The organism is Microbulbifer sp. ABE4_465 (assembly GCF_056160765.1).
This window is the reverse complement of record NZ_JBSWXV010000001.1, coordinates 402,098-425,640: the sequence shown is the minus strand read 5'-3', so window position 1 is coordinate 425,640 and position 23,543 is coordinate 402,098. Positions and strand designations below refer to the sequence as shown.

The following is a 23,543-nucleotide window of genomic DNA, read 5'->3' as shown; positions in this document are numbered from 1 at the left end:
ACTGGATGATCTCAGCGCGCACGAACTTCCCAAACATTGTGAATCTTCGGGTTGCGCTGAAAATCTTTATCCAGCAGCGTTGCCGACAAGTTTTCCACGGCAAACTCACTTTGTAATTCCCCGTCGAATTTGAAGCTGCGCAGGTTGTTCGAAAACAGCAGCACTCCGCCCTTACTCAAGAGCGCCATACACTGCCGAATCAACGCCGGGTGGTCCCGCTGGATATCCAAAACCCCCTGCATTTTCGCCGAATTTGAGAAGGTTGGCGGGTCGAGGAAAATGACATCGTAGTGCCCTCGCCGATTATCCTGTGCCGCCTTCAACCACTGCAGGCAGTCTGCCTCGACCAATTGGTGGCGATAAGGATCCATGCCATTCTCACGGAAATTGCGCTGCCCCCACGCCTGATAGGTTTTTGACAGATCCACACTGGTGCTTTCGCTGCAGCCGCCCATTGCCGCCTGCACCGTGGCTGTCGCCGTGTAGCAAAACAGATTCAGTAGCCGCCTGCCTTTTGCAAGTTTGCGCAGGTATTGCCGTACCGGGCGGTGATCCAGAAACAGACCGGTATCAAGATAATCCCACAGATTGATTTCCAGCTTCGCCCCGTACTCTTCAGCCCAGAAAGTACGCGGCAAGTCTCCGGACGTCTGATCGCTGCGTTTCTGGCTGCCGAACTTATGGCCAGACTGTTTTTGATACTGGCTACCACTGTCTTTATGACTGTGGCGGCGGCGCTCTTTGATTGAGATATTGCGCGGTGCCAGCTCCAGCACGTGCCGGGTAGCGCGCACCAGATCCATCAGGCGACCACGCGCTTTCTGCTCGGGAATATTTGCCGGGGCGCGGTACTCCTGAACATGCGCGAAGCGCTCGCCCTCGAGGGAGTGATAAATATCGATGGCTGCGGAATACTCGGGCAAATCTGCATCGTACAGGCGATAACAGGAAATACCGCTACGCTGGGCCCACTTGCCGGTCGTGCGCAGGTTTTTCTGTAAGCGGTTGGCCACCATCTGGGCCTCTTCCGACAGGCGTGGCGCGCTGCTGTCACCACCCTTTTCTGCGGACTGGCTGTGGACTTCAAACAGAAGAAGCTGGCTGGGAATCGCGCCGTTAAACAACTTGTACTGTTTGTGTGAACGCAGCCCGGTGGAATGGCACAGCTCCGGATTGCCGGTAAAGATGCCTGCCTTCCAGCCGGAAAATTCCTGTTTCAATTGCTGGCCCAGCTCCGCGTAAGTTTCACGCAGGGCTTCCTGTTCACCCAGGCGCTCACCATAGGGCGGATTGACGATCACCAGGCCGGGCTGCACTTCGCGATGGCTGGGTACCTTGAAGGCGGCAACAGGACGGCAGCTCACTCGTACATGTTTATCCAAACCTGCGCGGGCAATATTGGATTCAGCCGCGAACAACACCTTGGCATCCGCATCGTAACCGCGAATTTCCGGCAGGGGGTTTGCCAGCCCTTCGGCGCGGCGCTGCAGTGCCTCTTCTCGCAGAGTCAGCCAGATATCACTCTGGTGATTGAGCCAGCGCTCGAAACCAAACTCTTCCCGTAAAAGACCCGGCGCCACATCCGCAGCCATCAGGGCCGCTTCCACCAGGAAAGTACCGGAACCACACATGGGGTCCAGCAGTGCCCCGCCCTCCTCGGCAATCTTCGGCCAGCCCGCACGCACCAGCAGTGCAGCGGCGAGGTTTTCTTTCAGCGGTGCCGCACCGATATGGGTGCGGTAACCGCGGCGATGCAAGCTGTCGCCACTGAGATCGATCGCGATCTCCAGCACATCGCGATGCAAGCGCAGCATGACTGAAAGATCCGGGTCCCGTTTGTCCACGTCCGGGCGCGCACCGGTGACCTTGCGCAGGCGGTCGACGATCGCATCTTTGGCTTTTTGCCCGCCAAACTGACTGTTGCGAATCTCACGGTTGGTACCGGAAAACTGCACCCAGAGCACACCTGTCGGGCTGATATGTTCTTCCCAGGGCACATCTGCCACTGCACGGTACAACGCCTCGGCATCCTCGATACGGGACTGCCCCAGGTTCAGTAGTACCCGGTTGGCAATGCGGCTCCACAAATTGACCCGGTAGGCCATCATCAGGTCACCGGTAAATCGGACCGCCGCAGGCTGCTCCCGCTCGACCTCTGCGCCCAGCTGGCGCAACTCCTCGGCGAGCACATTTTCCAGGCCTTTCGGGCAGGTGGCGGTAAATTGGAGCTTCTCAGTCAAGGGTTCAACCTCACAGGGCGGCAACGATCACGGGATCGTCGCGGCGTGGCATTTTGGCAAATACTTTCCGGCCATTTTGGCCAATCGATACTCTGGTGGCGCAAGCATACCGCAAACCGGGATTCTGTTCTGCCCGGTCCGCGCCGGGCTGCGACAACTTTTCAGCGCCTAGACGGATTACGCCTAAACACCCGGTTTTTCAGAAAAAACCGTTCATTCCCGGTGGCGCGTGAATTTGGTTAACTGCAACTCTTCTCACCGGCCGAGCTCCACAATAAGCTGGAAAACGCGCAGGGGGAAAATTGGGTGAAGCCGGTGCAGCAGTTTTGTCGCCCGGCACAAAAACCAGAAAGAGGTATCACATCTATGAAACGTCAAAAACGTAATCCCAACGATAGAGCTTTCCACAAAGGTTACGTTGCTGCCGTACAGGGCAGAAATCACGACAGCTGCCCCCACGAGAACGGATCTTTGCACCAGGAGTGGGTGAACGGCTGGCGACAGGGGCGAGAGGATATCTGGAGTGGCTTCGGGCGAGCGGCCCAGGCACAGCGCATGGAGAGTATGTAACAGCCGAAACATGAAGACAGGACTGTTTCGCAGCCATCTTCTACACTGAAAATTGAACGGTTTTACTCAATGTAACGCATACGTTTGTCACGTGCTTGTTTCGTTATTGAGTAAGAAAATCCCGAGCCGATCCCATACGTATTGGCCCGGGATTTTTTTTGGTTTCCAGTCGACCCTGAAGCCAGGTGTGGGCTACTCGCCCCGCTCCATCACCCGCGCTTTGTGCAACTCGGCAATGCCTGCCGCTGCTTCGCGAATGACCTCCGGCCCGCGGTAGATAAACCCGGAGTAAATCTGCACCGCCGTAGCACCGGCGCGGATTTTTTCCGCCGCGGACTCACCGTCAAAAATTCCCCCCACGCCAATAATCGGAATACTGCCGTCGAGTGCCGCCGACAATTTACGAATGACCTCTGTCGATCGCTCGGTCAGCGGCCGACCACTCAAACCGCCCTGCTCACTGCCATATTCCAGACTCTCAACCGAGGATTTGTCGATGGTGGTATTGGTGGCGATGACACCATCGATCTCGTGATCCCGGAGCGTTTTCGCCACCTGGGCAATGGCGTCATCGTCCATATCCGGCGCAATTTTGACTGCCAGTGGCACGTAACGATCGTGTTCAGTGGCCAACTGTGCCTGCTTCTCTTTGAGCGCATTCAACAGCTGATTGAGACTATCGCCAAACTGCAGATCTCTCAGTCCCTTGGTGTTCGGGGAAGAAACATTCGCTGTAATGTAGTCCGCGTGGGCGTACACTTTTTCCATACAGATACAGTAATCATCCGCGGCCTTTTCCACCGGGGTATCAAAATTCTTGCCTACATTGATGCCCAGAACGCCGGAATAGCGACGGCGCTTTACCCGCTCCAGCAGATAATCAACACCTTCATTGTTAAAGCCCATGCGATTGATGATCGCCTCCGCTTCCGGCAGGCGGAAAAGGCGCGGATGCGGGTTGCCGGGCTGCGGGCGCGGGGTGACGGTGCCCACCTCAACAAACCCGAACCCCAGGGCACCGAGCCCATTGAATGCCTGGGCATTTTTGTCCAGTCCTGCCGCAAGCCCAACCGGGTTGGGTAGGGTCAAGCCCATCAACTCTACCGGATCGTCGGGGACCGGCTTGCTGAACAGCGACATCAGCCCCAGACGCTCTGCCGCACCGATGGCATCCATCGACAGGTGGTGCGAGCGCTCGGGATCAAGAGCAAACAGGGCTTTGCGTAAATGCTGGTACATGGGCTTCCTGGCAAATGTTTACAGAATTTTGAACGGCGTAGATACGATAAAGCCCCACCCGGATGGTATCCGGGTGGGGCGCGGGTATTGTACGAAAAAGCGGGCCGAACGAAAAACCGGGCCCGCCAGACCGCTTGGGCTGATACCTAGTCCGCCAGCAGGGATTCCTGGTCGGCGGTGGCATTGGCGAGATACATCAATTCCCGCAGGGCAACAGTAAACATGGCAAAGTCTCCCTGAATAGAGGACTTCAGCTCCTTCATCAGGCTTTCCCAGCGCTGTATCGGCTGCGCCATAACGGAGACCCAGTGATCCACTGCGCTGTCTACGTCGAGACCGTCGTCCCCTGCCAGTCGCAAAATATGCGTGGCGAGGCGAGCGAGCTGGCTGTCCAGGTCGTCCATGCTGGTTTCGCGGGCCTGGGACTGCCAGAACGTTTCCGACGGCAAGTCGATGATCTGATTTCCAAACCAGTACAGCCCCAGCCTGTCGGCCAGTGCGAAGTAAGTCTTGGCGACCTCTTCTACCGGACGATCGCTACGTGCCGCGGTGTGGGATATGCCGAGTGCCGAGAACAGGTAGGTCGGCGATGCCGCCAACAGCGCGAGATCTTCCGGCACATTCGCAGCCATCAACTGCTCGTGGCGCGACTGCCACTCACGCAGGGGCTCACCGCTCAGTACTTCGGGCAACGCCCGGATCACGCGCCGCACCGGTTCCTGATACAGCGCATTCTCCTTCGCCGGATCCAGTTCGCCACGACGATTGCGCACGAACCAGCGCGTGGCCCGGCGTACTCGACCAATCATGGAGCTCATCAGCTGCAACTGCATTTCGGCGGGCACCTGATAATCCAGCAGGGCCACACCGTCCTGGAATTGCGGCATCAGATACACATCCCGCGCGCTGATATAGGCAGCGGCAATGGTGTCGATATCCGCACCGGTAGCGCCACTGATGCGATGAAAGAAAGTGATCCCCATGCTGTTGACCATTTCATTGGCCACCTGGGTGGACACAATTTCCCGTCGCAGCTGGTGGTCGTAGACCAGGCCTTTATATCGTGCCACCAAGGCGGGCGGGAACGCGGACTCCACGGCCGCCTGCACATAGTCGTCGTCGATGATGTGCGCACCCAGCAGCTCTTCTTTCAGTTTCACCTTGACGTATGAAATCAGGACCGAGAGCTCTGGTCGTGTCAGGTACTGGCCTTTGCTCTGGCGCTCGTTCAGAGTCTCATTGTCCGGGATGAATTCCAGCTGGCGACGCAGGCGCCCTTCGCTTTCCAGAGCGTTGATCACGCGGCGGAACTCGTCAAAGCGATCGCCCACCTGGTAGGCGGCCACACTGAGCGCGCTGGTCTGGTCGTAGTTGTTGGTGAGAACCAGCTCGGCAACGGATTCGGTCATTTCCTCCAGCAGCTGATTGCGCTGCTTCTCGGTCAAATCCCCATTGGCAACCACCTTGTCCAGCAGGATCTTGATGTTCACCTCGTGGTCAGAGCAGTCCACGCCGCCGGCGTTGTCGATGAAGTCGGTATTGCAGCGCCCGCCTTTCAACGAGAACTCGATACGACCGCGCTGGGTCATACCGAGATTGCCACCCTCACCGAATACCTTGCAGCGCAGATCACTGCCGTTAACCCGGAGGTTATCGTTGGACTTGTCACCCACCTGAGCATGGCTTTCCGCGCTGCCTTTCACATAGGTACCGATGCCGCCATTCCAGATCAGATCCACCGGCGATTTCAGCATCGCACTGATCAGTTCGTTTGGCGTCAGCTGGTCTGCTTCAATGCCAAACGCCTGCTTCATTTCCGGGCTGATTTTCACCGACTTGGCACGGCGCTCGAATATCCCGCCACCTTTGGAGATCAGGCTCAGGTTGTAATCCGCCCAGCTGGAGCGCGGCAGCTCAAACAGTCGCTTGCGCTCGTGGTAGCTGCTGGAGGCGTCCGGGTTTGGGTCGACAAAAATATGCAAATGGTTGAAGGCACCTTGCAGGCAGATGTGCTCAGACAACAGCATACCGTTACCGAACACATCGCCGCCCATATCGCCAATGCCGATCACCGAGAAGTTCTCGGTCTGCACATTGATACCCATCTCGCGGAAATGACGCTGCACTGAGACCCAGGCACCGCGCGCGGTAATACCCATTTTCTTGTGGTCATAGCCATTACTGCCGCCGGACGCAAACGCATCTCCCAGCCAGAAATCGTATTCCGCGGCGATACCATTGGCGATATCCGAGAAGGTCGCTGTGCCCTTGTCCGCGGCTACAACCAGATAGGGATCGTCTTCGTCGCGACGGATCACCCGTTCCGGTGGAATCACTTCGCCATCTTTCAGGTTGTCGGTGACATCAAGCAAGGCGCGGATAAAGGTCTTGTAGCACTGAATTCCGGATTCGATAAAGGCTTCCCGGCTGTTGTCCGCCGGCGGCTTGCGCACGACAAAACCACCCTTGGCGCCACTGGGAACGATCACCGCATTTTTCACGTTCTGCGCTTTTACCAGACCCAGTACTTCGGTACGGAAGTCTTCCAGACGGTCGGACCAGCGCAGGCCACCGCGCGCCACCTTGCCACCACGCAGGTGCACGCCTTCCACCTGGGGCGAATAGACGAAAATCTCGAACAGAGGACGCGGCTCGGGGATATTCGGGATATCCCGCGGGCTGAATTTGATGGAGATGTAGTCCTTTGGCTGATCGTTCTCATCCAGCTGGAAAAAGTTGGTGCGCAAGGTTGCACGAATCAGGTCCAGATAGCGACGGATCACCTGGTCCTCATTCAGGTTGTCGACGGCGTCGAGACCGTCGTGAATCTTGCTGATCAGGCGCTCTACCCGCGCCTTGTCCTGGCGGTCGGCAGAGTTGATGCGCGGGTCAAACATAGCACGGAACAAAGCCACCAGATTGCGGGTAATCTCCACATGGTTCGCCAGGGTCGCCGCAATATAAGACTGGCTGGCGCTGAACTTGGTCTGCTTCAGGTAGCGGGCATAGGCGCGCAGCATGGTGACTTCACGCCAGTTCAGGCGCGCAGCCAGTACCAGGCGATTAAAGGAATCGCTTTCCGCAACCCCGTCCCAGATCGCCGCGAAAGCATCCTGAAACAGGGAGCGGGACGCCTGGGCGTCAATCCGGGTGGGCAGACCGAACTCCAGGTGGAATTCGTGCATCCACACGTCCTGCTTGCCGCGCGGGCGAATGGTGTACGGGTATTCCCCCATCACGCGCAGCCCCAGGTTTTCCAATACCGGAATCACATCGGACAGAGTCAGACCAGCGCCAACATTAAACACTTTGAAGCGAAGGCTGCCGGGCTCAGCCCCTACCGGCTGGTAGAAGCTCATGGCCACGCGGTTGTCGTCACTCAGCTCCTGAATCGAGGTAACGTCCTGCACCGCGATACGCGGCTCAAAATCTTCGCGGTAACCGGCGGGAAATGCCTGGCCGTAACTGCCAATCAGGCGACTGCCCTCTTCTTCCCCGTGGGTTTCAATCAGGGATCTATGGAATACGTCTTCCCAGCTGCGGGTAATATCCACGATTTGCGCCTCCAGTCGCGCTACATCAAATTCCACGGGTTCATTGGGGTCAACCCGAAATACCAGGTGTACCCGGGCGAGGATCGATTCTGAAAAATAGGTAGTGAAGTCGGAATCCAGAGCGTGTATCGCGCGGGCGATACGGTCGCTAATTTTCTCCCGCACCTCACTGTTGAACTGGTCCCGCGGTACGTACACCATGGCCGAAACAAACTTGCCAAATGGATCCTTGCGCATAAACAGCCGCAAGCGTGCGCGCTCGTTCATGGCCAGTACGCCATGGGTGGTGTCGAAAAGTTCGCGGGTGCTGCTCTGGAAGAGCTCGTCCCGGGGGAAGGTATCCAGAATACGCTTCAGTGCCTTGCCATCATGACTGGTGGGCGAAAGGCCGCTCTGCTCGATGACCGAAGCCAATTTGCGGCGAATGATCGGGATTTTGGACGGGCTTTCGGTATACACCGGCGAGGTGTAGAGGCCCATAAACGCCGACTCACCAATTACCTCGCCCTTGTCGTCGTAGCGCTTGATGCTGACGTAATCCGAATAGGCCGCCCGGTGCACCCGGGACTTCACCGAAGATTTGGCGAACGTGAGGAAATTGGGGCCCTGGTAGAAACGCTGCTTGCCCTCATTAAACGCATACTCGGGGGTCGGCTGTGCACTCTCCTCCAGCTTTTTGAAGATCCCCAGGCGGCGATTTTCCACCTCGTGCAGGACTTTCTTGTCGCCCTGCTGGGAGAATTCGTATTCGCGATAACCGAGGAATGTGAAGTTGCCGTCACGCATCCACTGCAGGAAGGCGCTGGCCTCTTCCAGGTTGGTATCGTTATCGGCAATACCCGCCTGCAGCTGATCCTCCATGGCTGCGCAGGTGTCGAGCATGGGAACGTAGTCGTCCACCACCAGTTCGACATCTCCGAGCACGTCTTTCAGTGCCCGCGCCATATCCGAGGCGTGAGAAGCGGAAGTGTCTAAATTGATTTCCAGGTAGATCAGCGCTTCGCTGGTAATGCGCGGGTCGTCCTGGCGGCTGTCACTCTGTCGATGTGTGGCAGATATCAAGTGCTGAAGACGCCCGCTGTCGTCACGCTGCAGCTGCATCACAGTACTTTTAATGGAATGGATTACCGTATTGCGACGGTTGATCTCCATACGCACGGAATCAACCAGGAAAGGCATATCCCGTTGCAGTACACAAACCACGGTATGGGAGCACTCCCAGCCGTGCTCTTCCAGGCGAGGGTTGTACACCCGCACTTTGGGCTCAGCGGCGCTGCGCTGCTGAATGAAGTCCCAACAGGTGTAAATACACCCGTAGACATCCACCAATCGCCTGCCCGCCAAATCCTCCAGCGGGTATTGGTTCAAAAATTGCTCAGCAAAGGCCACCACCGGCCCCGCCTTGTCCCCCAGCTTATCGCGAATGACACTGCTGACCTGCTCCAGCAGCTCTTCCCGGCTATCGGTAATGACCGTCGCCATATTCACGTACATCCTCCCATTCCGGTGCGATCGCCATCACACCCGGCTGATTTGTCTGAGCGGCACCTCCGGGTGCCTGGCTCTGCCCGCCTGATCACACCTGTCGCGCACTTCACCCTTACAAGCGCCAATTCACTGCCACGCGCTTACAAGGTAGAACAAAACGACAGAATAATTGTCTACTCTTCCGCCTTTGATTGCGGGTAATCCCTGCGGCATTTGCCTCTCAGCCAACTGCCGCTAAAATCGACCTGCCCGCAGACTTCGGACAAGTGGCTATATATAAGAGGGCACCTCAAAAAGCATAGATAGCCACCGCTCCGCGGCAGCGTATTGAAACAGGAAATCGGCAAAAGAAGTGACGATATGGACACACGCCAGCAGATAAAAATTCTGGGTGATTGGCTGGAGCAGCAGATTATTGGCCAGGAGACTTTGGTCAATCGGATTCTCATAGGATTGTTGGCCGATGGGCACCTTCTGGTTGAGGGTGCGCCGGGCTTGGCCAAGACAAAAGCGATCAAAACCCTGGCAGATGCCATCGAGGGCGACTTTCATCGGGTGCAGTTCACCCCGGACCTGTTGCCGTCGGATATCACCGGCACGGACATCTACCGCCCGGAAACCGGTGAATTCCATTTCCAGCCAGGACCCGTGTTTCATAACCTGATCCTTGCGGACGAAATCAACCGGGCGCCGGCCAAGGTACAGTCGGCGCTGCTGGAAGCCATGGCAGAACGGCAGATCAGTGTGGGACGCAAAACCTATTCCCTGCCGGAGCTGTTCCTGGTGATGGCCACCCAGAACCCCATCGAGCAGGAGGGAACCTACCCCCTGCCGGAGGCGCAGCTCGACCGCTTCCTGATGCAGGTCAATCTCAGCTACCCGAATGCGGAAGCAGAAACCAAGATTCTGAAACTGGCCCGCGCGGAAGCCAGCCACGGTGAAGGCAAGCCGGAAAATATCATCAGCCAAGAAACCCTGTTCGCCGCACGCCGGGAGATACTCGACCTGACCATGGTCGAGGCCGTGGAAACCTATATCGTGCAGCTGGTCATCGCCACGCGCGAGCCCCAGCGCTACGACAGTGAACTCGCCAGTTGGCTCGATTTCGGCGCCAGCCCCCGGGCCACCATCGCACTGGACCGCTGCGCCCGCGCTTATGCCTGGCTTTCCGGGCGCGATTACGTCACCCCGGACGATGTCATGGCAATTGCCCCGGATGTACTGCGCCACCGCCTACTACTGAGCTTCGAAGCCGAGGCTGCCGGCGCCAACGCCGACCGTGTCATCCGTCGCCTGCTGCAACTGGTCCCGGCGATCTAGGTCATTGAACGTGGTTGAAACACTGAATCACAGTGAGCTGGAGCTAAAAGGCGCCTATCCCGAGGTGACGCCATTGGTGCGTCTGCGCCACATTGCCCGCCAGTTGCGCCTGTTCAAACCCCGGGTCAACCGCAGCGACCAGGCGGGCAACCTGCTTACCCGCTACCGCGGGCGCGGCATGAACTTCGAAGAAGTTCGCTACTACCAGCCGGGTGACGACGTCCGCTCCATCGACTGGCGGGTAACCGCACGCACGGGGAAAACGCATACCAAACTGTTTCAGGAGGAACGCGAGCGCCCGGTGGTAATTTTGCTGGACCTGCGCTCGCCCATGTTCTTTGGCAGTCAGAATGCATTCAAATCTGTGGCGGCCTGCAGCATCGCTGCCGCCCTTAGCTGGGCGGGTCTACAGCACGGCGACCGCATCGGCGCACTGATATTCGACGACAACGACGTCAACACCGTGCGCCCGCGGCGCAGCCACCACGCAGTGCTCGCAGCCATTCACGGAATGGTCGAATCGGCGACCGCACTGAGCAGCCCAATCCCCGCCAATGGTTCCCAGGCATTATCCACGCTGTTAGAAGAAGCTCGCCGAGTTGCCCGTCCGGGCAGCGCCGTATTCCTGATCAGCGACTGCCACGATCTCGACCAAAATTGTGAGCAGGCCCTGTACTCACTCACCCGACATGCGGACCTCCAGGTACTGCGGGTAACCGATCCGTTGGAACAGGAGCTTCCGCAACAGGCCGTCACCATCAGCGATGGTCAGCAGCGCACCTTTTTAGGAAAGGGAAACCAGGGGTTACGCCAGTTTTTCGCCCGTCACCAGCAAGAGGTTCGGGAAAACGCCGCGCAACTGTGTCGCCGGCTGCGCCTGCCACTGCTGGACTTTGATAATACCCGGCCGGTCGTACCGCGCTTGCTCGCCACCTATGGCGACCGACAACCCTCCCCGGGCCGGAGGCACGCGTGAGATCGGCGGGATCCTTGGTCAAACAGGCCGCACCACCCCAGCAGCCGCAACTGACACCAGAGATGCAGCAGTTGCTGGAACAGCTCAAGGATATTCACGAGCCAGCCCCTATTGGCTGGTGGCCACTGGCCCCGGGCTGGTGGATACTCGCGGGCACATTAACCGCCCTGGTATTTGCCGCTGTCTGGCTGTTTTTTTATTGGCGCCGCCAGCGTCAGAAAAAGCAGTACCGAATTGAAGGTGTTCGCCTGTTAAAAGAACTCGATTTGCAGCAGCCTCGCGCTGTCGAGGCGATCAACGTTTTGCTCAAGCGTGTGGCGGTGGTCACCTTTGGTCGCGCCCGATGCAGTCCACTTACCGGCGAGCAATGGATTCGCTTTTTGCAGTCCACCGCCGACACTTCGATGCCGGAAGCCGCGCGTCGAGCCATTCTGGAGAGCCTGTACAGCGCGAAAGACCCCGATGCTCACAGCCTGAATACACTGCGTACATACGCCGAGGAGTGGATGCACAATCACCAGCGGCAAGAGAACCTGGGAAAACCGAACGATTCGCATAAGAACCCCGAGGTCAAGCATGTTTGAATTCGGACTGCCCTGGGCATTTCTGCTACTGCCGCTGCCTCTCCTTGCCCGCAAGCTGCTGCCCAAAAGTGAACCACTGAGCAGCGCCCTTAAAGTGCCTTATTACCAGCAGTTGCCCGAAAAAAATGGCGGCGCCGCGGGTAACCGCTGGAACCTGTTGATGCTCTGGCTACTCTGGGTATTGCTGCTTTGTGCCGCCGCCCGCCCCCAGTGGTATGGAGAGCCCATTACCCAGACCACCAGCGCCCGCGATTTGCTGATCGCCGTGGACATATCCGGAAGCATGGAAACCCCGGACATGATTCTGAACAGTAATCCTGCCATGCGTATTACCGCGGTAAAAAATGTGGTGGGGGATTTTGTACTGCGCCGCAAGGGCGATCGACTCGGCCTGGTGCTTTTCGGGACCCGCGCCTATTTGCAGGCACCACTGACTTTCGATCGGCAAACCGTCGATACCCTGCTCAATGAAGCGCAGATCGGCTTTGCCGGTCAGGGAACCGCGATTGGCGACGCTATCGGTCTCTCTGTAAAGCGCCTTACCCAACGGCCAGCAGATCAGCGCGTACTGATTTTGCTGACCGACGGCGCCAACACCGCCGGTGAAGTCGCCCCACTGAAAGCCGCCGAGCTGGCCAAACAGGCCGGCGTGCGCGTGTATACCATCGGCGTCGGTGCCGACGAAATGGTGCAGCCGGGGCTGCTCGGTTCCCGCTTTGGCGCGCGCCGGGTTAATCCGTCCCGGGATCTCGACAGCGACACCCTGCAGGCCATTGCCGACGAGACCGGCGGTAAGTATTTCCGCGCACACAACCCCCAGGAACTGGTGCAGATTTACCAGGAACTCGATCGACTGGAACCCGTGGAACAGGAAGCGGAAACCTACCGCCCACTGAAGTCCCTGTATGTCTGGCCACTGGGTATCGCGCTATTGCTTTCCCTCCTCTGGGCCGCCCTGCCCCTGATTGCATCTGGAGTGTCAGAGCTGCAACTGCGCAATAGCAGAAACGGCGACAAGCAGAACGGGGGCCAGCCCGCGTGAACTTCCTCGCCGACCTCCATCAGTTCCATTTCCTGCGGCCGGGCACCCTTCTGCTGATCCTGCCCGCGGCACTGCTTTGCTGGGCGCTGGCTCGCACGGTGTTTGCCAGTGGCCGGCTGCAAAAAATCATCGACCCCGACCTCCTCCCGCATCTGCTGCTGAAAGGTGGTGAAAAACGTCCCTGGTTATTTACACTGATCTTCGCACTGCTGACCTGCGCTATTGTGGCCCTCGCCGGGCCGGCCTGGCGCAAGTTGCCGACACCGGTGTACAGCAATCAGGACGCAGTAGTTATTCTGCTGGACCTGTCACCGTCCATGATGGCCACGGACCTGTCACCCAACCGGTTGACCCGAGCACGCCTGAAAATCCTCGATATTCTCAATCAGCGTAAAGACGGGCTGACGGCACTGGTAGCCTATGCGGGAGAAGCCCATATCGTCACGCCGCTTACCGATGACACGGCCACGATCGCCAACCTGGTACCTTCCCTGTCACCAAGGATCATGCCAGTTCCGGGCAGCAATATTGAAATGGCCGTACAGGAAGGTTTGCGACTATTGAAAGACGGTGCCGGTGGTCAGGGGCGCTTGCTCGCCGTTACCGACGGTATTGCGAAAGCTGCCGTGGGAACTATCAAAAGAGAAATGGACAACAGTAACGCGACCCTTTCCATCCTTGCGGTAGGCAGCGGGGAAGGCAGTCCAATCCCGAAAAATACGGGAAGTGGTTTTATTACCGATGACAGCGGCTCGATCATCATTGCCAACTTCGATCGCCGAGAACTACAGCGCCTGGCCAATAGCACCGGCGGCAAGTTTGCCCAGATCACCGTGGATGACAGCGATATTGCCCGAGTACTGCCGGACAACGCTTCGCCGCAACAGGCGGAGCTCACCGAGCGGGAATTCGACCAGTGGAATGAAGAAGGGCCGTGGCTGGTACTGCTGATACTACCCTTTGCCCTATTCCTGTTCCGCCGAGGCACCCTCGCCTGCACCCTGCCACTTAGCCTCCCATTAATGGCACTGCTGGCAACCCCGGATGCCGGCGCACAGGAAGCGAGTAACCTTTGGCAAACGCCAAACCAGCAGGCGGAGGAACTTCTGCAGCAAGGCGATCCTCAAGCTGCAGCCGAAATTTTTGAAAACTCCCAATGGCGCGGCACCGCGCAATACCGCGCGGGTGAATTCGAAGGAGCCGCGAAAAGCTTCGCCGAAAGCGCTGACCCACAGGGTCTCTACAATCTCGGCAACAGCCTCACCCAGCAAGGCCAGTTTGATCAGGCGATCGAAGCCTTTGACCGGGCTATCCAGCAAAACCCCGAGTTCGCCGACGCGCACCACAACAAAAAAATCGCCGAAAAGCTGAAAAAACTGCAACAGCAGCAGCAACAAGACCAGCGATCCCAACAGGGCGATCAGCAACCGGATCAGGATCAGCAGCAAAACCGGCAGCAGGATCAGCAATCGTCGAATCAATCGCAGCAGGATCAGCAGCAGAGCGATTCCGATCAGTCCTCACAAGAGCAACAATCCCAAAACCAGCAGCAGGCAGGTGAAGAGGACCAGCAACAAGACGCTAACCAGGGCGAGCAAGACCAATCCGATCAAGAACAACAGGAACAGCAGGCGGATAGCCAGCAGCAAAACCAGGACGGCAAAGAGTCCGAACAACAGGCCAACGCCCAGCCACAAGAGTCCCAAAGCGAACTGGACCCGGAAACCCAGCAGGCACTGGACCAATGGTTACGGCAGATCCCTGATGATCCCGCCGGTCTGATGCGAGAAAAATTCAAATATGAAAGCCTGCAACGCCGTCGCGCCTATCGCGCCGGCGAATGGCAGCCCCCGGAAAACGGAGCCACCCAAAGATGGTAAGCCAAGTGGATAACTACTCCTTTCCCACCCGCAGGAGTCTGCCTGCAGGCGAACCGCGCGCACGCGCGAAAACCCCACGATCCGCCCGGCTCGCCTATCTGGTCCTGCTGCCACTCCTCCTGTTGGTCACGCTGTCAACCAGCGCCCAGGACCTGACCGCGTCCGTAGACCGTAACGAACTCGCTATCAACGAGACCTTGAACCTGACATTGCGTTATAGCGGTAGCCAAAGCGGCGGCCAGCCAGACTTCAACCTGCTGGAACAGGACTTCGAAGTCCTCTCCCGCCAGCAGTCCAACCAGTATCGCGTCATCAATGGCCGTGCAGAGAGCTTCGTCGAGTGGACCCTGATCCTCGCCCCACTGAAGGAAGGGAAACTCTTCGTCCCTTCCCTGCACCTGCACGGCCAGGTCTCCGATGCCATCCCCATCACCGTCAACAAAGCCGGCCAGACACCCAGCAGCGACAATCGCAAAGCATTTCTGGAAGTCGAACTGGACAAGGACAAACTGTACGTACAAGAACAGCTCCTGGTAAAAGTCCGCCTCTACACCACGGTTGGCCTGCACGACATCGCCACCGACCCGCTGCAGATACCCGGTGCCCACGTGGAAAAGGTGGATGAGCAACGCTTCGAGCGCAGAATCAAAGGCGTGGGCCATGCCGTCTATGAACTGACCTATGCGGTATTCCCGGAAAGCTCTGGCGAACTGCAAATCCCCGCGCTCAACTACGTCGCCGTCACCGGCCGAAGAGACCCCTTCTCCCTGTTTAACCGCAACGCACAACGGGTTCGCCTGCGCTCGGAAGCGAAAACCGTACAGGTAGAGCCGAAACCGGACAGTTACAGTGGTAGTCACTGGCTGCCGGCGGCCAGCCTCGGGCTGGTCCAAAGCTGGTCCAAGGACCCGGAAGAGTTCAAGGTCGGGGAGCCGATTACACGGATTATTACCTTGCGTGCGGAGGGGCTGAGAGCCGCCCAATTACCCCCTCTGCAAAAGCTTAATATCGAGGGCCTGAAAACCTACCCGGATCAGCCGCAGCAGGAGGATCAACCGAGTGTTACGGGTATTACTGGTAGTCGCATAGAAACGACAGCCATCGTCGCAACCAAGCCGGGGAGCTATCAGCTACCGGCTGTCACAATCACCTGGTGGGATACAAAAACCGGGCGTCAGCGGGCTACACAGTTGCCGGCATTTCGATTTAATGTTTCTGGGACTCCGATAGCAAATACTGCCGCGCCCGGTAACCTCACGCCCCCCACTAATCAAAGCGCCAGCGTAAAAGAAGTGGAACCAGGGTTTTGGCAGAAAGTAGCTATTGCGGCAATTGCATCCCACTTGTTCTGGATCTTATACCTGTATATATCAAGACGACCACACCAAAATAAATTTACTGACGAGCCAAAAGCACCTGCTATTCACTCAGGTCACGATTTATATAGCGCAGCCCAATCAGGCTCAGCAAAAGAACTGCAAGCTGCGCTGGCTAGCTGGAAGAAGGAAGTAGCTACAGATAATCGGAAATACACCAACCACCCACCAAAGTACTTTGCAGAGTTGAAAAAACTAGAAAAGGAAATTAATGATGCGCTTTATCAAAACCCAGCAAAGCCCATTAATCGACAGCTAGTTCAAATACTCGTTCAGAGATTAATTGAAGAAAGCTCCGCCCAGCACCCAGAGCCCCATGATAATGCCCTGCCCAAGCTTTTTGCGGGAAACTAGGGAATAGACCGATACAAACCAATTTGATGAAAACAGACAATCATTCTAATCTTACAACGGCAGCGACCACGACAGAAACTCCCCGGACTTTTGTGGCTATTGTATCTCACCGACACGCGCTCAATGTCGCAGAAGACCTTCGCCCACATAGGTGGAGGAAATCTTCGGAAAAGATTTTCCCAATCATTCTTAGCAACGTCCCTGACACTGCATTATTGAAGTACTGCGATAAATATAACCTCCCGCTAATTGAAAATACTACACAGCAAGGGTTCGGAGCGAACAACAATAAAATCTATCGTCACGCGAAAGAAAATTTAGGCCTCAAGGAAGATGATTATTTTTTCTGCATTAACCCAGACATTATTACTTCGGCAGCTGACATTATCCAACTGTCAGAGATTATGAATGCAAACCAATATACTGTCGCAGCTCCCAACTTACTAAAACCTGATGGAACACCAGACGATAACATCCGCTCATTTCCCACTCTGAAAGATATTGCTTATAGATACTTTTTTAACAGCAAGAAAAGTAACGTAGAAAAGCGAATTAAACATGGAAACGAGGTAACCGACTGGGCCTCTGGTGCATACCTGTGCTTTCGGGCTAGTACATACGAGGAAATCCAAGGTTTTGATGAAAAATACTTCATGTACTATGAGGATGCCGACATCTGCCGTAGAGCAGGATTAGCAAAGCAACCCACATATTACATACCATGTGTACAAGCCACTCATATTGGCAACCGGAAAAGCAGAGGCTTACCAACGAAACAACTGGTATACCATGTAACCAGTGCGATTCGCTTTACACTCGCGAATTCAAAGTAACCCGGCTAGATAGCAATCCGGATGAGACTGGATACAGAATACACAGAATAATGCAAAAACTGATACTCCATATTGGGCGCCACAAAACTGGTAGCAGCGCAATACAAAATTGGCTTATAGAAAATACAAACGTGCTCAAAGAGTTTGGTTACTACTACCCCAAGGAAGCACGGAAAGGTCGCGGGCATCATAAAATCGCCGAGCCAAATGCAGGTCGATTTACGGGATTTATCAGCCCACTAACAGGGGCAAGCCTCCCAGCGGCCTTGAACGAGGAACTATTTGATAACGATCAGTTCACACCTATCTTGAGCTCGGAAGCATTTCAGAACTGTCACCCACAGCTCATAAGAAATCTTTTTCGAAAGCATGATACAAAAGTCGTCGTTTACCTCCGTAATCATGTCGATTATTTAGCATCCGCATACACACAGTGGATTCACGCGAGCAATTATAAGGGCTCAATAAGACGCTACTTTCTTACCAGTTACTCGGTAAATTATCGTCGATTCCTACAGCGCTGGGAGAAACAGTTTCCAGGTAGGTTAATTGTTCGACGATTTCAGCGCGAGCTCCTTACAAACAATGACATTCGCGCCGACTTCCTAACCCATGGACTCAGTATTGATATAGAGAAAATACCAAGACTTGCAAAGTCCACCACCAACCCCTCACTAAATCAAAAAGTATTGCAGTTTAAATTGCATTTAAACAGAACAGGCGAAGCCCTAAAATATTGCCAGCACCGCCTATATATGACTCTGCCGCTGTTAAACAAGGAGTTTCCTTCCGAGCGCGTGCAAACTCCGCACTTAATCTCTAAATGGTTGATAACGCGAAATAGAAGACGCGATTCAGAGGTTGCACAGCGATACTTTTCTGAAAAAGAGCTTTTCCACTATGAAGCCGAAACGCCAGCGCGTAGCTACAAATTAAGCAAATCCGAGCTGCACCAAATGAAGGTTGTACTTTCCGAGCTAATAGATAACAAGTGACTTATAACGAAAAATACAGACAGACACATCAAATTCTTGTTTTACGTTACACATTAAGCATTCGCTCTAAAGTGGATTCGGGCATTAAATCCCATAGGTCGGTGCACAACAAAAGGAATTGTAGAAACATACGAATTTAGGCGCAGATCAGTAGACGAGATCTGACGAGTACTTCTAATTATCTTGCTAACATGACGATCATCATCAGGCGAGATACTACCAATTCCGTATGAGTATATCTGCCAATCGTAGTGCTTTGCCGCGCCGTTCCGAGCCAAATCTTCCAAAATTTTCTCAGCACCAGCACGTGACACCAGATACCCATCAGCACCGATAGCTCTCACACTTTCCGCCACGTCGCTGTACACTTCATTAACGTTGAGTAGGTCTAGCTTTCGATTAGAGTCTAGCCACCATCCAGGAATGGAGCGATCATTCAGAAAGCAAATGTCAAAATCTTTTGGCGCAACCTCCAGCAATCTCGAAAAGCTGAATTGAAACCCTGGCAATCCGTCATCCTCGATAATAAGGCCGTAGTCTTCGCCGGACTCCACTACACGCTCTAGTGCGCGAATTTGGGATGTCCAGCAGCCGATGGAGTTTGGCGGAAGCTGTGTTCGGAATACGGATTTTCGCATCAACATTGGGACTGAACTTCCGAGTACTCCCGGGAGTCTCTGTGTTTTACACAGGGTTTTCCCGTATAGCTTCTCCAGTCCAATAAAGCGATGCTCATCGCGATCAAGGTTGATACAGAAAATAGGGACAGATGCGTTAAACCCATCAACGACATTGTGCCGTGTGAAAATTTGAAACTTGTTCAAAATTTCACGAAAAACGTCCGGACGCGCATGCTTCTCTATTTTTCCAAGGGTTTCCCCTAAATAGGCCCAGTCGTGATACGTCAGCAACAGGTTGGCGGCTACAGATGCAGACCAATTACACTTAATATTAATCTTTCTGGCAAATTCAATAGCGGAATCAATGTTCCCTCTGCGAAACATGATTTGTGACTGGTTAATCGGGATAACAGCTAAATTAGAGTCTTGATATCTGAAAATAATCGAGTGTGCGGAATCGATATCGCCTCTGCCCACCAAGAATGTGCAAAACAAGTTGAGCAACATACCAAACTGCTGCTGTCCCTTTCGGAGCGCCATATCGGAAGCTTCGACAAAATAGTACAACCGTTCTTCACTCGATGTAAATGAGGCTCCAATTTCGTCGACGAGCTGCCGAGGTGTGTCGGAGTTAGCCAATTTCGCCAAAAATTCTTCAGTGGAGCAATTCATCAGGAAATGAACCTCGGTATAATGCCTAGTCAATCAATCGATTGGCGGGGGACTGAATATCCCCTCCCCCCGATGCATCAAGCCGGTTGCAGCACAGTCTCGGCAGTAACTGCATTATTCTTTTGCGCATTCGTCCAATAAGAAACACATGGAATCTTAGAACGATCACAGCGGTGCTCGTACTTCTTGGCGACATCGTTTACTTCCGCCAACAACCCTTCAGACAAAAGTATCGGCTTTAGCCCCATAGCCAGAAAGCAGTCATTCGATACGTGAAGGTCATTTTCTGGCGCTTCGTTTCTAGGGTTGCTCATATAATTGATTTCAACACCGGATAAATCAGAAACCAAATTGGCCAAGTCCCTGACTTTATGTGTTTCCGTCATCTGATTAAAGATTCGGACGCGCTCATTAGTCTCAGGCTCGTTCTCTACAGCAAGCCGAATACAGCGCACAGTATCCTGGATATGAATAAATGCCCGAGTTTGCCCACCTGTACCATGCACAGTAAGGGGGAAACCGACAGCTGCCTGTACAACGAAACGGTTCAATACCGTTCCGTAATCCCCATCATAGTCAAAGCGGTTAACAAGTCGCTCATCACGATTGGTTTCCGCAGTGTTAGTTCCCCAAACAATACCCTGATGAAGATCGGTAATTCGGAGATTATCGTTTTTGTTATAGTATGCGAAAAAGAGTTGATCCTGCGTTTTGGTCATGTGATAGATACTTCCGGGGTTTACCGGATACAGGATCTCCTGATCTATGACATCGCCAGAATCTTTCGGGATTTTGACATTCAAGTAGCCCTCAGGGATTTTCATGCCCGCGCTACCATATCCATAGACACCCATAGTTCCCAGATGAACAAGGTGGATATCTAAAGCACTCTCCACAATCGCTGCCAACACATTGTGGGTGGCATTTAAATTATTGCTTACAGTGTATATCTTGTGCTTGGCCGACTTCATTGAATATGGCGCAGCACGCTGCTCTGCAAAATGGACAATCGTGCTCGGCTCAAACGCCAGAATTAGATCCAGCAGTTCCCGATATTCTGTAGCGATGTCGATGTTCACAAATCGAATATTTCTCCCGCTAACCTCCTTCCAGGCAGAAAGACGCTGCTCCATAGAAGAAATAGGTGTCAAAGATGTGACACCCAGCTCGTTGTCGATATTTCTGCGAGATAAATTATCAACGATAAGCACTTCATGCCCATGCTCGGACAGGTGAAGTGCAGTAGGCCAGCCACAGAATCCGTCGCCACCGAGAACCAATACCTTTTTCATACAGACCACCTAGTTAGCACCACTAGCGCTTCGTTAAAACGTTACGGTGAAGAGTCAAACCCTTGAAATTTAGGCAATCATATTTTGATAAGGTTACGGAAATATGATTAAAAGGTTACAGGCGCATGAAAGGAGTGGTAAATGACAGGATAACCTCAAGCGCAAGAGGACTCACACTTACGTTGAGAGTAAAATGATGCAGCTTATTTCCTTATATCCGCGTCACGAAAAATCGGGTTCGATTTTTGAAAAACCGACCAATGTTCGCTCGTTCCACGAGTATTCTCGACGTCTAGATGAGCACCATAATGCCTAAAAAATGCTCGCTTGGTAAATACGGACACTAAATCCACTAAGCCAGGCTTTACCGTGTACGGACCATTGACCCCCTCGGGCAAGTCACACAGTAATCGTCGCCAAACTGCCGGACCAGTAGCGCTAAATACACAATTTGATCTATTTTGACCAGTTATATTTGAGTATATATCGGCCATCAGATCAGCGAGCAAAGCGTGTATCTTTGGCGCATAAAAAATACCATTCAAAATTCCACCATCATGCCACTCGCAAATGTGCAGCTTCTGTGGCTCCTCTTTTACAAATTTAGGAACGCACTTAACGGAAAACTTCGAATCGATATAAAGGCCACCCAAACTATAAGTGGCCAGAACACGGAAAATATCAGACTTCATTGCCCACGGAATACAGTTTTCATAGACGTGAAGCCAAGCATTACCGTATTCTCTAACTATTAATTTTTTTGCTCTCTTCTCGTCAAATGCAAGTAAATTTAAGTCAGCGTTACCCGCATATAAATCTCTATAGTAATCGACTCGTTTCCGAAATAACCCGATACGGCGATACATGTCATGTTGAAACACTATTACGTTCATTTAGCCTTTGAAACCAGATTATAAAACTCACCTAGCTTCCTCGTACAAAAGCTAGCAAGAGTTCGAGTTAACCTTTCTTATATTCGTTCGCCCGAAAAAGAGGGTCGGGCGAAACCCAGCCAGCACCATATCTTGACTCAAGAAAGCCCTCAATATCTCCAGGTGCGTCCATAGTGTACTGTTCGTAATGCCACTTCTGGACAGGAAGTAGCAGCTTCGCGGGAATATCAGCGTAGCGAACTTTCGCCATCGGAAGTTTAATTCGATCCCTGGCTAAAAAGCCAAAAAATAAATCGACATTGACTGGGTGAGATTTAGAATAAATTTGAAGTAGCGGTGTCCGAGAACTATCGTTTGTACTGGTTTCTCGAACGGTCAAGCCTCGCCTGCGCAGCTCTACTTTGATTCTGTTACACAGCGGCTCGATCCCCCCCCAGTGACAGCTATCTACAACTGCCAGTAAATCAATATCATCATCATGCGCAATGAAGTCGCCATCCCGATAGAGCCCCAATAGTGTTCCGTAACAAATCATTGACGCAAAGACGTCCTCATTCAGGCGGCACACATCCAGCACATCGATTACCGTTTCAAACAAGATGTCCTTGGGGTAACTTCTTAGCGAACGACTAAAATCGTGGGCACCAATAATCAGTGGTGTGCCGTCTAACTTTTCGCCCACGCGGGCAACCATAGACTCAAGAGCACTCACCTCTTCATCACCCCAATCTCGGATCGTATGCTTGAAATAGCGAAAGGCGTGTCGCCCTTTTCCAGATAAAATAAGAGCCGAAATAAGCACCTTGCGAAGTGCGAGATTGGGCCTATCAACCAATTGCATACAGATCCAGCAAAGTTTCCAGATCTCCTCCGAGCCTTGCTGATACGTTTCGAAATTACGTTCCAGGCACGCCTCTAAGAGAGAAGCTACTCGTCCGATGAGCCGCGGGAGGTATCGATAAAAACACCAGAACCCAAATCGCGACCGTAGAGCGAGGTCAAGAATTCTGTAGGTAATTCCGGCATGTTCACCCAGTGATCGGTTTAGTAGTTCTCTATCGAGCTGCTGGAGCTTTGAATGTAAAAAGGATAATACCGAGACAGATGACGAGCCATCAAAGATACATTGTCTGTCTGAGGCTTCAGCCCCTATGTCAATCCGTATTTTTCGTGACCTATCCCACAAGCCATCGCGTCGATTGAGTAGACGAATCGCCTCTATTGTGTATGTCTTCTCAAGAGAAAAGTTCACCCATGGTTGGCACTCTTTTTTTGTACAAAAAAATGCGGACTTTCGACTCAACCAACTTTCCAATGAAAAGCGCTGATCGTTGCGCATGATGGAGCTCTGCGAACAGTCTCTCACGATTCCTTCACGTAACGAGACCCACTCCCCCTCGATTTTCAAGTCAATTTCTGACAAGTGCAGGTTGTTTACATCTTCAAGAGATATAATGAGATGATCTAGTTGCGCATTTACCGGCAACACAAAGGCAAACACATCAAGGCCGGGGACTTCAATTTCGACTTTAGGAGCGACCAGGAAGGAACGGGCACCCCCCAATTTCCCCTGCTGCAATATTAACTCGCCCAAAATATAGCCCCTACCAAATCA

At 53.9% G+C, this 23,543-nt stretch carries 16 protein-coding genes; 9 read left to right on the top strand and 7 right to left on the bottom strand.

The genetic code is table 11. The features are described 5' to 3' along the window. Positions 1-11: 11 nt before the first annotated feature. The gene (gene rlmKL, locus ACXAG1_RS01690) at positions 12-2,240 is read right to left on the bottom strand and encodes a bifunctional 23S rRNA (guanine(2069)-N(7))-methyltransferase RlmK/23S rRNA (guanine(2445)-N(2))-methyltransferase RlmL (RefSeq protein WP_475118750.1); all 2,229 of its coding nucleotides are present in this window, start codon (positions 2,238-2,240) and stop codon (positions 12-14) included. 366 nt (positions 2,241-2,606) lie between these two features. On the opposite strand from rlmKL, the gene rmf reads away from it, so the two are divergent. After that, complete coding sequence (rmf, locus tag ACXAG1_RS01685; protein ID WP_081847914.1) at positions 2,607-2,810, top strand: ribosome modulation factor; 204 nt, start codon at positions 2,607-2,609, stop codon at positions 2,808-2,810. Between the two features lie 192 nt (positions 2,811-3,002). Here rmf and ACXAG1_RS01680 read toward each other — a convergent pair whose 3' ends face one another. Both ACXAG1_RS01680 and ACXAG1_RS01675 read right to left on the bottom strand, forming a co-directional pair. Then, positions 3,003-4,049 carry a quinone-dependent dihydroorotate dehydrogenase gene (locus ACXAG1_RS01680; RefSeq protein ID WP_475118749.1) on the bottom strand — a complete coding sequence of 349 codons (1,047 nt, stop codon included), beginning with the start codon at positions 4,047-4,049 and terminating at the stop codon, positions 3,003-3,005. A 146-nt stretch (positions 4,050-4,195) separates the two neighbouring features. Next, a complete protein-coding gene (locus ACXAG1_RS01675) occupies positions 4,196-9,097 on the bottom strand; it encodes an NAD-glutamate dehydrogenase (RefSeq protein WP_475093156.1) in 4,902 nt (1,633 codons plus the stop codon). Between the two features lie 354 nt (positions 9,098-9,451). On the opposite strand from ACXAG1_RS01675, the gene ACXAG1_RS01670 reads away from it, so the two are divergent. Genes ACXAG1_RS01670 through ACXAG1_RS01635 form a run of 8 tightly spaced genes read left to right on the top strand, consistent with a single transcriptional unit; the run spans position 9,452 to position 18,451 of the window. Beyond that, positions 9,452-10,411 carry an AAA family ATPase gene (locus ACXAG1_RS01670; protein ID WP_475093157.1) on the top strand — a complete coding sequence of 320 codons (960 nt, stop codon included), beginning with the start codon at positions 9,452-9,454 and terminating at the stop codon, positions 10,409-10,411. Between the two features lie 10 nt (positions 10,412-10,421). Then, positions 10,422-11,387, top strand: coding sequence for a DUF58 domain-containing protein (locus ACXAG1_RS01665; RefSeq protein ID WP_475118748.1), 966 nt, complete (start codon positions 10,422-10,424; stop codon positions 11,385-11,387). Positions 11,388-11,401: 14 nt separating this feature from the next. Further along, the gene (locus ACXAG1_RS01660) at positions 11,402-11,971 is read left to right on the top strand and encodes a DUF4381 domain-containing protein (RefSeq protein WP_475118747.1); all 570 of its coding nucleotides are present in this window, start codon (positions 11,402-11,404) and stop codon (positions 11,969-11,971) included. Beyond that, on the top strand, positions 11,964-13,013 hold the full coding sequence (locus tag ACXAG1_RS01655) for a vWA domain-containing protein (protein WP_475093160.1): 1,050 nt from the start codon (positions 11,964-11,966) through the stop codon (positions 13,011-13,013). The genes ACXAG1_RS01660 and ACXAG1_RS01655 overlap by 8 nt, the downstream gene beginning before the upstream one ends. Then, positions 13,010-14,893 (top strand): vWA domain-containing protein, encoded by a 1,884-nt coding sequence (locus ACXAG1_RS01650; RefSeq protein ID WP_475118746.1) that lies wholly within the window; start codon positions 13,010-13,012, stop codon positions 14,891-14,893. Before ACXAG1_RS01655 ends, ACXAG1_RS01650 begins: the two co-directional genes overlap by 4 nt. 5 nt (positions 14,894-14,898) lie before the next feature. Further along, positions 14,899-16,623, top strand: a complete 1,725-nt coding sequence (locus ACXAG1_RS01645; RefSeq protein ID WP_475093162.1) for a BatD family protein — start codon at positions 14,899-14,901, stop codon at positions 16,621-16,623. A gap of 26 nt (positions 16,624-16,649) precedes the next feature. Further along, the gene (locus ACXAG1_RS01640; RefSeq protein ID WP_475093163.1) at positions 16,650-17,456 is read left to right on the top strand and encodes a glycosyltransferase family 2 protein; all 807 of its coding nucleotides are present in this window, start codon (positions 16,650-16,652) and stop codon (positions 17,454-17,456) included. Positions 17,457-17,506: 50 nt separating this feature from the next. Continuing rightward, positions 17,507-18,451 carry a hypothetical protein gene (locus ACXAG1_RS01635; protein WP_475093164.1) on the top strand — a complete coding sequence of 315 codons (945 nt, stop codon included), beginning with the start codon at positions 17,507-17,509 and terminating at the stop codon, positions 18,449-18,451. Positions 18,452-18,504: 53 nt separating this feature from the next. Here the strand turns inward: ACXAG1_RS01635 and ACXAG1_RS01630 are convergent, their stop codons facing one another. The 4 genes from ACXAG1_RS01630 to ACXAG1_RS01615 all read right to left on the bottom strand — a co-directional run bounded on the left by ACXAG1_RS01630 (position 18,505) and on the right by ACXAG1_RS01615 (position 23,522). Next, positions 18,505-19,743 carry a hypothetical protein gene (locus tag ACXAG1_RS01630; RefSeq protein ID WP_475093165.1) on the bottom strand — a complete coding sequence of 413 codons (1,239 nt, stop codon included), beginning with the start codon at positions 19,741-19,743 and terminating at the stop codon, positions 18,505-18,507. Between the two features lie 77 nt (positions 19,744-19,820). Next, positions 19,821-21,035, bottom strand: a complete 1,215-nt coding sequence (locus ACXAG1_RS01625) for an NAD-dependent epimerase/dehydratase family protein (protein WP_475093166.1) — start codon at positions 21,033-21,035, stop codon at positions 19,821-19,823. 203 nt (positions 21,036-21,238) lie between these two features. Then, complete coding sequence (locus ACXAG1_RS01620; protein WP_475118745.1) at positions 21,239-21,916, bottom strand: glycosyltransferase family 32 protein; 678 nt, start codon at positions 21,914-21,916, stop codon at positions 21,239-21,241. A 79-nt stretch (positions 21,917-21,995) separates the two neighbouring features. Then, a complete protein-coding gene (locus ACXAG1_RS01615; protein ID WP_475118744.1) occupies positions 21,996-23,522 on the bottom strand; it encodes a LicD family protein in 1,527 nt (508 codons plus the stop codon). Between the last annotated feature and the right edge of the window lie 21 nt (positions 23,523-23,543).